Raw genomic sequence first — 12,602 nt, 5'->3', positions numbered from 1 at the left:
GTATTCCTTTGGAGGCAAAGTTGACCTCCGAAGCCCCGAAACGAAAAGGGCGGAATTGGAAAAACGTAACCCTGGGAACGACCACAATTGTTGTAATTCTCCTACTCATCGTCGTCGTTCAGGTGGCAACCCAAGCGCCGCTTGCGCCAACCGCTCAAGGAACGGATATCGGAAACAGAGTCTCATCAACAACCGACTGGCAAGGCTTAGCTTGGGGAGAAACCTGGAAACTTGCACAGAGCAGCAACGGGACGCTCTACACTGCATACAGGTCGCAGGAGCGTGGAGGACAGGGATACAAGGCCTACGTGGACTTCTCAAAGGATCATGGCGTCACTTGGGCGCATTTGGGAAGTGGAGCGATTCTCTCTGGGACACAGATATCGCGGGTCCCGGCTCTCGCCATTGGAAGTAATGACGTTCTCCAGGTTGTCTGGTACGGTGAACCAGGCGCCGCGACTGGGGGAGTTGACCGTCAGATATGGTACTCACGTTGGCTTGGAAACGCATGGTCAACAGCCAAGATAATTCCCGTCCACCTAGACGGATTCCAGCAGGCTTCAGACCCAGCTCATTGGCAAGAACATCCAGACATCATTGTCGATCGATTCGACCCAACGAGGGTTTACGTGGTCTGGGAGGGCACTGACATGGCCGACCTTGCCATCGGAAACTGCAGGTCGACAAACTGCGACACTCCGATGTTCACAATGTCCACAGACACTGGAAACACATGGTCTTCAATCCCAGGAGGCTTCAATGGCACCTATTACAAACTGGCTCAGCCGAATGCGCAATCGCACTCCAGGCCCTGCATCGTGCAGGATTCAAATGCTGTTCTGCATGTAACATGGTATGGCAGCGATCCGGGGCAAGGTGCTAGAAGTCTCATCCATTATGTAACATCCGCGGATGCGGGTGCAACATGGTCCTCGGAGACGGCTCCTATCCCGGCAAACTATGGATCGGACCAACGGTTCCCCAGCATGGCAGCTGATTCTCATGGAAGAGTGTATCTTGTCTGGAAGGAGAAGAATGCGTTGTTGTCACAAAACCAGACATTATTCTCATTCTTGTATGCCGGCACGTGGTCCACGCCAATCGTGATTCATCCTGATCAAGAGAACCAGTTGAACGCCGCAGTTCAGGTCGACGACCAGGGAGCTGTGTACGTAGGATGGAACACGGGTGGACCATTCGACTGGTCAGGCGATCCCCCAAGTCTGTTTGACGGGTCGCAGATCTGGCTGGCGAAGCTCAACGGAACCGCCTGGTCCGCCAAACAAGTCACGAATTTCGCGACCAATCGCTTCGTCAGTTTTCCAGTGGGACCGATGAAAGCTTCAACCGTCCAGATGGTCTGGATTGAAGGAAACTCACCAAAGCCCTACTCGATCAAGTACACTTCTTTCAGCTTCTGAGGACTTCCGACTGTCCCGTAGACCATTGAAGTTCAAGTGTAATCGTGATAGGTCCGACGGACGGCCCTGATATCCTCTAAAGGTCAGAGAGTTGGTTTAGGCGAGTTTCTGGTTCCTACCCAGCCCTGCCTGTTCATGGTGAACAGGGAGAAGATCTTCACAGGTATCATCAGGAAGAGCATGATGAATGTCATGACTACTGCGAGAGATATGTCGCGTGGCACCTGTCGCAAGTGGCTGAGACCCTTGAAGGAGCGACCTCCTATGGAGGCGACAAGCCACAGAAGTGGAAGGTTGAATGCAATCCCGAAAATCGTAGTTTCTGCTCCTGGTCTGGTCAGAGCAAAGTACACCGTTGCCAATGCACCCATCGCCAGAGTGTACGGCGTTATGGTAGCGTGGAACATGCTGACGGGAAGTATCCAGCTCTTCCGCCAGATCCATCCTTGCCAGAAGGCTCGTAAGTTCCCCCTGTAGCTGTTTCGGCTCCAACGGATCTTTCTTCGGACAAAGTTGCTCAGTCTTCCAGAGTAAACGGTTCGGGCTTGGGCCGTGCTCTGATAGACAGTCTTGTGGCCTCTTGAGAGTAGGAGGTGGGTAAGCCGTAGATCGTCTCCCCCTACACAGACCTTGCCTAGGAAAGTCTCTCCTGTTAGTTCAGGGAGTAGAGGGAGGAGAAGCGACCGACGGTACGCGGCGGTCCTACCCGAGAGGCAGTTTACAACTCCATCGACTGACATCCCGGGGACGAAGTCTATGTACCTCAGATCCAGCAGCCAGTTTTCGATCCTCCATATTATCGAGTTTTGATAATCCTCAACATTCTGCTTGGCCCCAACCCCACCGACCCTAGGATCGTTAAACGGTTTCAGAATCTCTTCAAGCAGGTTCTCGCTCCATGTGGTGTCGCTGTCTGAAAGGACAACGATCTCTCCATTAGCCTCTCTTATCCCCCATGCTAGTGCAGGTCGTTTCCCAGGCTCGTCAGTAATTATCAGCTTCATCCTCGGATATTTCGAAAAGGGAAAACTCTTCTTGATGTTTTCAATGTTCCTAGCGTCAGTGCTGTCTACGACCAGAATGACTTCGCCGATGTTGTTTGCAAGGTAGGATTTGATCGCTCGACGCAATACATCGGGGTCTTCCATGTAAACTGGAACGATTACGGATGTGGTGGCTGTGTAGGGACCCTGGAACGGTCTATAGTTTGCGCCGTAGAGTCTTCGGATTCCCCAGAGGCTCCAGGTGATTATTCCGATGACGCCAAGTGGTATGAGGGGAAGAACGTTAGACATTGACGACGACCATTGGAGCCCTTTGCTCGTTCCTCACTCTTTCGTTGATGTCTTTGACCGCGGAAAGTAGCGGGAGGTCGGTTCCTTTGGTCTTCATGTACGAAATGAAGGCTTCAAGATCTTTCGGGAGGCACATGCCGGCGAACGGGCGACCGCCGTAGATTCCCCATTCTTTCAGATCATCGCGCAATCCAAGAGCCAGTCGTGGCATGAGTTTGCTAACTTCTTCCGATTTGACTCCGACAGCCTTGCACGCTTGGTCTATTTCGTTGAAGAAGCTGATCTTGGCCGCGTTGAAGAGATTTGATGCGCACTTAATCATCTCTGAGGTTTCGAGGCTGCAACGGGTGATAGGAGACCCAAAGTCGGAATAGAGGGATTCCAGTCTATCTCCAGCGGTTTTGTCCGATTCCCCGATCACGACAGCTCCCGGATGGAGGAAGTCGTCGAGGGCAAACTTTTCTCTCAGGAACTCTGGATTGTGACAAACCCCGATCTTAGAGCCTATCTTCGACTGGGCGGACAGTTCGATCTGGGGTATTACATATCCCCTCGTGATTCCAGGCGGTATGGTGCTTCTTACGACAACTAAATGGTATTCGCATTTTTCGCGAAGAGCGGTCCCTACTTCTGCGCTTATGGATAGGAGAGTCCGTGTGTCGACTGAGCCGTTGACTGTGGGGGTGGGTGCGCAGATCATCGTTATGCGGCTTTGGTCCACTGCCTCACGGACAGACGCGGCGGTCTCGTAGCCTTCCATGCTGAGTTGGGCGGTCTTTGTCTTGTCGAGGTCGTAGAAGACGATGTTATGTCCTTTGGAGGCGAGACCAGTGCCTGTGGCTTTTCCTACTACCCCCGCTGCGATGACGGCTACGCGCAGCCTAGTACACTCCTCGAACTTGCTGACGCCTATCTACAGCAATAAAAGGATATTTCTTCGAGATAACAGGAGATGTAACAATCGTTCTAGTATTATCTCAGGATAGCTTTCTCGATCCCCTATTTCTTACCCGGACGGCCGCGACCGGTAAGGGTGCTGATGAGAAATGTTGAGAACATGAACAGGAGAAGCAGCACAAGAATCGTGCTCACAAGAGACAGGAGAGAGAGAGTGAGAAATCGGAGCGGTAGAACAAGGAAATTGAGGGATCTGCCGAATATCGATAGTTGGAGAGCCGCTTGGTCCAGGTATGCGCGGTGGAGCAGTTGGTCTACTGCTTGTCGGGCAGTTATGCTTGTGTTGTACATGGTGAAGAGCCAGCCTGACATGAGTACGATCGCGACCAACTCCATGGCTATGATCGCGGTCTTGAGTGATGGTTTCTCGCCCGGCATTGTTAGCTCTGGTCGGACCTTATTTTCTTCGAATCCTCTATTTCAGGATAGTTGCCACAAGATCATCTCTTCCGTTTTTCCAAACCGTACGGACCGATGTCGTAACCCATTTCGGTCAGCGAAGGGGAGATGCACCTTGGAGAGGGCATATTCAACCAGGCAACATGTTTGGGCTTTTGATTCCCGCATCCATTGATCGATAGAGAACGGTGAATCGTCAATCTTCAGCCCGGGTTCTTGACCGGGAATCATGCTTGTATGTCGCCATATCGCTTCCTATACCGCCCAGAGTCGCATATCCATGTCAAGCTGCGGACTTTCTCCGGAAAAAGAAGGAGAGGTCTTGGCGACTTACCCCTCTCCAGGAGGGATAGGATGAAACGAAATCTCTTCCCCGTGAAGTCGCCTATAATCGTTCCTAATTTGCGATCTGAAGCATCCCCGAGGTCTCGCCTAGAAATCGTCTGGAGATCGATGTGATAACTCTATCAAACGCTTTTCGATACAAGCAGAAATCGCGCCCCGAATCGTCATTCTCGCCCAGAATCACTGCCGGACAGAAAATTCTTGAGAAGAAAAGGGGTAATAGCGAAGGTATCTTATGACGCACGAGCGGTGGTCTCAAACCCTGGCGAAGGTAGTCAGTTGAGACTAGGAGCGAGGTGTTTGAGAAAGAACTCCGTTATCTTCGAATAACATGTCACCCGGTTCTTGAATCGAAGTACATCGTGCCCTTCATCCTCGAATACGAGATAGTCGACTTGGATACCTTTCTTGCGGAGGTCTGCGACGACCTCAGCTGACTCAGGCTCGGGGACTCTAGGGTCGTTCTTTCCCTGAATTATCATCAGCGGAGAAGTAAGATTCGCCAAGTAGGTCTTTGGCGAATGTTCCAGTAGCATGTCACGGTCTTTCTCTGGGTCCCCGACCGCCAGTCGGATGTAGGGCATCCAAGACGGTGGTGTTCGAGAGGCCCACTTCGGAAGATCGTAAGGTCCGAACATGTCAACGGCAGCTTTCCACATGCTTGGAAACCGGGAGGCGAGTGTTAGAGTCATGAAGCCGCCGTAGGATCGTCCGACGACAGCTCTGCGTTTGGAATCGATCCTCGGATCCTTCTCGAGTTGTTTCAATCCTTCAAGGTGGTCTTTAACGTCGTTTCCTCCCCAGTCTCTATCAACCAGTTTCATGTACTTCTTGCCATACCCGCTGCTTCCCCGGACATTCGGAACGAAGACTGCGAACCCGTTCAAGGTCAGGTATTGTATTAGCGGCATCGAGAACCAGGTGAAGTCTGGCCTCTCCTGGCCTTGAGGCCCACCATGAACGTATTCCACCAGTGGGCGTGGACCCTTGAATCCGAGCTTTGACGATGGAAGATAGAGTCGAGCCGAAACCCTGAGCCCATCCCAGGTGGTGTAACTAGCGTCTTCCCCGGCAGAGAGATAATCTTCGGGAATGCCCAAGACCCTCTCGTCTGAAAGACGAGTCACGGCGCCCTTTCCGTCTGGAGGATAGAGATAGAGTTGTGAAGGCATGTTGGCCTTGGTGAACGACAAAACATACTCAACCGTCACAGGTGAACCTCTGTTCACTTGCCAGTCTACTCCCTGAATAACTCCATCAGAGAGCTGGTGGTCGCCGCAAAGTGTTCTCGTTATTTTGAATGATGGAGAATTGCCAGGCGTAAACATGCCCTCGTAGACCCATGATGCGCCATCAATGTTGTAGACGAGAACAAAGAGGTCGCCCTCGACCTTCTTCGACCCGACAAATTCTCCAACTCCAGAGTGTTTGAGCCCATGTATCTTGACTTCGACCGGTTTGGAGGGGTTGTCGAATCCGAGGTAGGTTAGGCCTCCATCGTCGTGAAAGATGCTTGACACGAACAGCAGTCCCTTGTCATCATCAACGAAGTTGCACCAGTCTATCCCGGACGGTGGGACGGTTTTTCCGCCTCTCTCTGCTAAGGGAGTACCGTAGAGTAGTTTCCGCTCTTTCATTCCATCTTGCCAGTAATATAGAACGACGTCGCCCGCCGTGTATCCGTCGGCGAGAATTACCTTGGAGTGGTCAGATTTGACGCCGTTGCACCTGTTGCCGTAGAGGCTTCTTCCGAGAGAAGTCACTTTGCCGGTTTCAAGGTCGACGCGTAAACATTCTACCTCGGGATTCTTTCTGTCGTCTCGGTCGAAATATGCGATATTCTTCTCAATATCGCATTCAACACATGCTAGTTTCTCGTCTGGATATCTGTCTAAGGCCTTTTCCGGAATGCCCCCTTCGATCGGTATGATCATCGGCTGGTAATTCTCGTTTCCAAGTTTGTCCATCATCACCAAGACCTTTCCGAGTTCAGGCAGAACGTAGAAATTGTGCCCATCCATCAAATGTGGATTCACTAAAGCCTGGCCTCCGGGAAGAAGTGGCTGAGGAATACTTCCGCTCTTATCCATAGAATAGAGACTTAGAACCCCGCTGAAGTCCGAGAGAAAAAACACCTTGTTCCCGACAATCTTCGGAGCTAGAAGCAAGCGAGCGGAGAGAAGTGATTCGATTGGAAAATGCGATTTCGTCGACGGTCTAACTAGGACCTCAGTAACGGTCAAAATGAGATCGTTGATTTGAAGGTCTAACCTAGTCTATCAAGCTTTTCGAAGAGAGAGGCATCTGTGAATCAGAAAAGAAAAACGATTGGAGAGGGAACGTCTCGGTGATGGCTTGCGACTGCATAGATCAGCGTCTTGTGGACTCGACTTCGTGAATCCACTCGACTTTGAGACCGGCGCCCTTGTGATGGTTCTCAACTGCTTCCTTGCTCGGTGCGTCGAGGACGCAGTAGACTCTGTTTTCTTTCTTGTTGTAGAGTATGTCGTGGTGGGTCACGCCATGTTTGTCTTTCGGGGCGGTCTGGAGTTGTTTTAGCTGTTCAGCGGTCAGAGATCCCATTGGATGACTATCAATGAATTTTGGCATGGTCAAACCGATTTTCCTCGAAATATAAGGGTTGAACAGCTGGATCCGCGATCTACTGGGTACAGCCGACAATGTGCCGCTAGCACCCTAGGACGGGAACTGTTCTTCCGAGAACGTTTAAAACGCCGCAGTGGAGCCCAAGCCTCACTGGCAAACTGAAGGATAGGTATGAGCAAGGAACTCAAGAAAATCCCAGAAGTCAAGGTCTTCGGCATGTGGCCCACTGCAGGCATCGAAGCGGAGGACCCTGGACTAAAGCGGTACATCTCGGTCCGCCCCATTCTCCTTCCTCACACCAGCGGTCGACACGAACACCAACGATTCCGAAAATCCACAATTAACGTTGTAGAGAGATTGATCGACGATATGATGCGGCCCGGAATAGCCGGAGGCGCCAAAGCTCGCGCGATCAGCATTGTGCAGAACGCCTTCGAGCTGATCAGCATCAAGACCCACAAGAACCCGATCGATATCCTCGTCCGCGCAATTCAGAATGCGGCCCCTGCGGAAGACGTGACAAGAATCGCCTACGGTGGCATCGTCTACCCGATATCCATTGACATTGCGCCTCAGCGAAGAGTCGACATAGCTCTGAGACATATCACTCAGGGAGCAAGGGCAGCGTCACATAACAATCCTAGGAGTGTTGACGAATGCCTCGCTGACGAGCTGATACTTGCCGCAGCAAGAGACCCTAAGAGCGCTTCCGTACGGAAGCGAGACGAGATAGAGAGAATCGCGCTGTCGTCACGCTAAGCCGTTCTCATTCTTTCTTCCAGGAGCCGGAACCTCTCCATCTCTGATAAAGAAGGAATGCTCCTCCAATCGAAAATCCGATCAGCGTTGCAGCGAGATATCCGTTCAATGCGTAGCCGATCGGCCAAGCATTCTTTGCAATCCACTCCTGCATGTACGCGTTAGATTGGTATTCCGCCGAAGCGACGGACAACAATAAGGCGATGGCAACAAACTGTACAAAGGCCAAAAGAAGGTCCGACTCCATACGTCGTGTTCTAGTTCGTCCCGTCAAATCTCCTTCCAGACCTTCCACTGGCTTTGAACAAGGGAAAAATAACTTACGCTCGGGTATCCCATCTTTATACCATGCCAGTCCCCGGTTCAGTGCAACTTGTCGAATCTTGAGAAAGAGCTCGTCTCAAACTCATCGTTAAGCTCTCAGATAGAGCGAGCCGGAACCCTCCTTCAGAACGGAGCGCTCGATCAGATAGAAGGCTACCGGACCAGGTTCGAAGCTGTTGAGGGCCTGTATGAACGCCTCTTCGAGAGCATCATTCGGTCAGACTTTAGTCACGCTTCAGCCTATGAGACCGCCAAGAAATTCTTCGGAACAGACACAGTATCCTTTGCGGCAGTAGACGGCACCGAATACTCGCGTCCGTTATTCGACCTTGTAGTATTCCTCGGAGGGTCTTACGCATCACGTGGAAAGATCACGTTCTCGCCGACCCGCGTTCCGCAAGTGGAATATGAGGAGCAATTCCTCAAAACCGGTCGAGCAGTCTCAAGCTGCGTCCCGGTCTATGTGAACGAGGTCCCGGAGATAGACCAGAGCTTCCTCCATCCTGGCGAAAGTACTGAGATGTCCTTAGCAAAGCCGTTGACCGACGAGGCGATTGCGAACAATTCCACGATCCCTATGTGGATCATGACCTTCTCCGAATACTACCTCGCCTACAAACTGGCGACAGAATCGAATGGGCCTCGAATTATCTTCTTGGACAGAAGCCTTGCAACCAGTCTCGCCAGCCTCATTTATGACACGTCAAATCGAAAGCTCTGGAAGACTAACGGATCCCTTTACGGGCTCGATGTCGAAGGGATTCCAATCGACATCAACGACTTAGCCTACGCGCGTCATCACATCGACAACCCGTCACTTGACCTCCCTGCCCCCCGAGGCGACTATCTGCGTTACAGATGCTGGCTAGCCCTCGAACGCCATGGTCCACAATCTCTCGATTCATTATGCACCATTCTGAAAATCACTGAATCAGATAGGCGAAGACGTGTAGAACGAATACTGCGAAAGTCAAAGGCGGAAGGCTTCTTGGAAGAACTACTTGGAACCTACGGGCTGAAAGAACGATACACTGGCACCTGGACTCGAATCAAGGCTCTTATCGATACAATTGGGCGTCGGATGTTCGAAGAGAAACCCAAGCAGAATCCAATGAGGGTATGGAAGAACAATGACTGGCATTGGCTCACGACGCAAGATCTGGCATTCCTCACCCTCTTCACTCTCAACTTCTTGGTCGAGGAATGCTGGCGCAAACAAATCCTTCTAGTAGGACTTACCAAAGATACAGCCGCTAGAGACCTGAAGAATCACGTTCTGCCAGTTCTCTCCTCAAACAGGATTTGGTCTTCTAACATCACCCAGGAAGACCTCAGCCGAATACCTAACACTGACAGGATGATGCTTCAGACCCTCAGCGTATTCAGCTATGAGACTATGAGGGTCCCGTGGTCGCTCATAGAGTATGACTCTGCCTTCCTGATGATCGTTCCTGATTTCAAGAAACAGCTGGGATTTGTCAGCGGTGCAATCCGGAACAAGATAACACCTGAAAGATTATTCCTGAAATCGTACATCCAGCTCTCGCAGACTGAGATAGACCCTCAACTACGCAGCAACGTCCTTCTCCTCGATAGACTATCCTATCCCGAATTCGACTATCGTCCTGATTCTACTCTCACGTTCAAACACTCATACGGCAACGCTGAAGAGACAATCAGACCCATAGTTTTCCGGGACAAGAAAGTTCCGAATCCTATCCAGGAACTTGTCATGCAAACGCTGTGCGCAATGACTAGCAATAGTATTCCTGAGCTTTTCGGCCACAACAAACCCTTGTTTATCGCTGACAAAGTAGCGAAGTGGCATAACGAGGAAATGAGACGGATTATCGACACGACTGGCAAATGGCTTATGAACAATCCCAGCCTCCGACACTTCGTATTCTACATGAGTACGTTCAGGGAGAGGAGAAGCGAGATTGAAGGTAGTCGAAGAGACAGCTTCTAGATACTTCACTGACTTCGACGGGCGCTTCAAAGCCCGGCTGAGCCAGGTTACCCCTGCCTTCATGCCGGTGGCCACTCACGAACTCACTGGCACCTCCTCACGCTACGAGTGCCGGATCAAAGTCGAATACAACAAAGACATCATGAGCCTCATCGAGGAAGGAATGCTCGTCGCAGTCCGCAACTTCAAGTCGACAACGAAACAGCAAAGATATTCCCTGATGGTCATAAGCAGGGTCTGGCCAGAACACTACGGTCTCAAAGGCCTCTCCGAATCAAGTTACTATCCCATGCAGTTTGAGATAATCCAACAGTCCGTCCGCGACTGGGACACAAGCGACAAGTCAACGATGATGGTGCAGATAAGCGCTCTACCAATCAACTACGATCTTCTGATTGATGGTGATGGAGAACCGAAGTACGAGAGGGGATTCTCCTATCCGGTTATCGCGGCTGAAGCCAACATTCTCAACCGTGATATGATTAGTCACATGTACAACAAGCGAATCCTCGACAAGATCGGCTACAAAGCGAAGACGACAACAAGTGACGCCTACAAGGACCCGCGAATCGGAACCATCCAGATGTTCGAATCCATGGAGGAGAAAATCCCGATCTACATTGATTTCGAGTCCATGGTCCGATACCACTTCGGAATCTTCGCCTTCACCGGCGCCGGAAAGTCCAACCTTCTGGCCAACACTCTGAGGCGGATTCTCCTCCATGCACCAGAAATAAAGGTCGTAGTGTTCGATATTTCCAGCGAGTATCCATTCCTACTGATGGACCTGTTTGCTGACGAGAAAATCCCCTCGAAGATTATCCTGGAAAATCCTGTTGCTTCCGCCGACCAGTTCTATGTCAGCGTTGTCAAGCCTCGTGATTATGAAGACGATGATAGGGTTCGGAAGGTTTTCGCGAGGATTTTCGGCCAGAAGAAGATCAGCTACTATCTCAAACCCGAATCCAAGATCCCAACGTACGGGGACATTCTCGACGAGCTTACGAAGATGCGGGGCGACAATCTGGAGAAACCGCACTACATCAACGCACTAGATCGGATACGACAGTTTGTTAGCGATTACAAGCACGAGAACGAGAAGACCGATTCAACCTTCGTCAACGAAGAATTCCTAATCGGTCTCGACCAGGCAGGACAGAGCGCCGTCAAGGAGTTCAGTATTTCCGATCGCAGCGGAGTGTATTCTTGGGCAACCTCACGTCTAGCCCTGACCGAGAACATCAAGCGAGCCGAGAAAGAGAGGAAAGGCGCTGGAGGGCTCGATATTGAGGGCATCCGGGAGCTTGTCGAAAAAGAGTCCCGGTTGACCTGCATATCCATCTCCGACCCCGTTGCAATCAAGGAACTCGTCATTCATTTGGCTCGTGAGTTTCTGCAGCGTCGGAAGCGTTCTTTCAAGGTCAAACCGTACGTTCTATTCGTCTTTGACGAGGCCCAAGAATTCGTCCCAGACCTATCCGGCTCTGGAGGAATCGACAAGGACTGCTCGAGGACCGTCGAGACATTGCTCCGCCAGGGCAGGAAATATGGCTTGGGCGGTTGCTTGGCAACACAGCGAATAGCCTATCTTAACACGAACGCGCTACAGCAGCTACACACCTACTTTGTGGGGACACTGCCGCGTCCATATGACCGGACGGTCGTGAGCGACACGTTCACGATCGACAAACAGATTCTTGAGAAGACTCTGGAGTTTGCGCCCGGGGAATGGCTTCTTTCCAGCTTTATCGCTACGGGTATGGAGAATGTGCCTATCTTCATCCGGGCGGATAATGCTGAGACAGAGGTTGAGAAGACGCTTGACAAGCTGGCTTAGCTGGAAGTTCGTGATCGTGGCGAGGTTGCAGATGGATTCTGGAAGAAGAAACTGAAAATTGAGTTGGTAGGCTTTGAGAGTATATGGTTGGTATCTGCCTACCGTCGTTGTCTGGGCCTTGAACTCGGTTCTTTGGTTTACGTATTCGGCCCTTGAATTGTTACTTGTTTTGGTGGCAGCGACCATCGGGGTAATGTACGGCATTGTTTTGTTTGGGAGAATTGTAAGGGGGATAAATGAAGCTGGAGAGTATCGATCCGGTTGGAAGACCTGGTTGATTTTGATATCGGTGGGTGTTGCACTTGTCGGAATTTCAATACTTGGGGTACTTTCACTCTCTATTCCTGCGTTGGTCTTTTTCGTGTCCCTTTCATTGTTCTCAGGGACTGGTAGTATGGTCGTATTGTCCCGGCGATGGGAGAGGAGAAACCAGAGAGAGCTCCACTACCATGGTGTCTTGCGACCCATATGGTACGCTGAGCTACAGAGATCCTCGTAGGAATGGAGTACCAATGTCTTGGTTGGCATCCTTTCTTTCATGATTACCAACATTTCTTGCTGCACCGCAACGTGGGCGGTCTTTTCATCTCGGCCCGGGTTTCTAGGAAGCTGGTTGAGATGGTCCCCCTCAGTAGGGTCCCCTATCTCGTAGGAAGAACTGGGTTCTGTGTGGCTCCCGGTTCTGGGAA

Annotated in this window: 10 protein-coding genes; 4 read left to right on the top strand and 6 right to left on the bottom strand. The window is 51.2% G+C overall.

Annotation, left to right across the window (positions count from 1 at the left end; translation table 11 throughout):
- Window positions 1-20 precede the first annotated feature (20 nt).
- The gene (locus tag VGS11_05570) at window positions 21-1,421 is read left to right on the top strand and encodes a sialidase family protein (protein ID HEV2119555.1); all 1,401 of its coding nucleotides are present in this window, start codon (window positions 21-23) and stop codon (window positions 1,419-1,421) included.
- 83 nt (window positions 1,422-1,504) lie between these two features.
- Here VGS11_05570 and VGS11_05565 read toward each other — a convergent pair whose 3' ends face one another.
- The 5 genes from VGS11_05565 to VGS11_05545 form a co-directional block, all read right to left on the bottom strand.
- Complete coding sequence (locus VGS11_05565) at window positions 1,505-2,716, bottom strand: glycosyltransferase (GenBank protein ID HEV2119554.1); 1,212 nt, start codon at window positions 2,714-2,716, stop codon at window positions 1,505-1,507.
- Window positions 2,709-3,581, bottom strand: coding sequence for an NAD(P)-binding domain-containing protein (locus VGS11_05560; protein ID HEV2119553.1), 873 nt, complete (start codon window positions 3,579-3,581; stop codon window positions 2,709-2,711). Before VGS11_05560 ends, VGS11_05565 begins: the two co-directional genes overlap by 8 nt.
- 134 nt (window positions 3,582-3,715) lie before the next feature.
- Complete coding sequence (locus VGS11_05555; protein HEV2119552.1) at window positions 3,716-4,051, bottom strand: hypothetical protein; 336 nt, start codon at window positions 4,049-4,051, stop codon at window positions 3,716-3,718.
- 641 nt (window positions 4,052-4,692) lie between these two features.
- A complete protein-coding gene (locus VGS11_05550) occupies window positions 4,693-6,660 on the bottom strand; it encodes a prolyl oligopeptidase family serine peptidase (GenBank protein HEV2119551.1) in 1,968 nt (655 codons plus the stop codon).
- Between the two features lie 127 nt (window positions 6,661-6,787).
- Window positions 6,788-7,027, bottom strand: coding sequence for a nickel-binding protein (locus VGS11_05545; GenBank protein HEV2119550.1), 240 nt, complete (start codon window positions 7,025-7,027; stop codon window positions 6,788-6,790).
- 168 nt (window positions 7,028-7,195) lie between these two features.
- On the opposite strand from VGS11_05545, the gene VGS11_05540 reads away from it, so the two are divergent.
- Window positions 7,196-7,783: a 30S ribosomal protein S7 gene (locus tag VGS11_05540; protein ID HEV2119549.1), complete on the top strand. Its 588-nt coding sequence runs from the start codon at window positions 7,196-7,198 to the stop codon at window positions 7,781-7,783.
- Between the two features lie 7 nt (window positions 7,784-7,790).
- On the opposite strand, the gene VGS11_05535 is transcribed toward VGS11_05540, so the two are convergent.
- Window positions 7,791-8,012: a hypothetical protein gene (locus tag VGS11_05535; GenBank protein HEV2119548.1), complete on the bottom strand. Its 222-nt coding sequence runs from the start codon at window positions 8,010-8,012 to the stop codon at window positions 7,791-7,793.
- Window positions 8,013-8,156: 144 nt separating this feature from the next.
- Here VGS11_05535 and VGS11_05530 point away from each other — a divergent pair, with 144 nt between their 5' ends.
- Together VGS11_05530 and VGS11_05525 are read left to right on the top strand one after the other, a co-directional pair.
- Window positions 8,157-10,076, top strand: a complete 1,920-nt coding sequence (locus VGS11_05530) for a hypothetical protein (GenBank protein HEV2119547.1) — start codon at window positions 8,157-8,159, stop codon at window positions 10,074-10,076.
- Window positions 10,048-11,913 carry an ATP-binding protein gene (locus VGS11_05525; GenBank protein HEV2119546.1) on the top strand — a complete coding sequence of 622 codons (1,866 nt, stop codon included), beginning with the start codon at window positions 10,048-10,050 and terminating at the stop codon, window positions 11,911-11,913. The genes VGS11_05530 and VGS11_05525 overlap by 29 nt, the downstream gene beginning before the upstream one ends.
- Window positions 11,914-12,602: the final 689 nt, after the last annotated feature.

The sequence above is a fragment of the Candidatus Bathyarchaeia archaeon genome (assembly GCA_035935655.1).
Classification (GTDB): Archaea; Thermoproteota; Bathyarchaeia; order 40CM-2-53-6; family 40CM-2-53-6; genus 40CM-2-53-6.
The sequence above is the reverse complement of the archived record's forward strand: the minus strand, read 5'-3'. Positions and strand labels throughout refer to the sequence as shown.

What these genes read in the sequence shown, in the direction of transcription:
- VGS11_05540 (HEV2119549.1), top strand. Translation starts at nt 7,196, where the DNA reads ATGAGCAAGGAACTCAAGAAAATCCCAGAAGTCAAGGTCTTCGGCATG.
- VGS11_05565 (HEV2119554.1), bottom strand. Translation starts at nt 2,716, where the DNA reads ATGTCTAACGTTCTTCCCCTCATACCACTTGGCGTCATCGGAATAATC.
- VGS11_05555 (HEV2119552.1), bottom strand. Translation starts at nt 4,051, where the DNA reads ATGCCGGGCGAGAAACCATCACTCAAGACCGCGATCATAGCCATGGAG.
- VGS11_05545 (HEV2119550.1), bottom strand. Translation starts at nt 7,027, where the DNA reads ATGCCAAAATTCATTGATAGTCATCCAATGGGATCTCTGACCGCTGAA.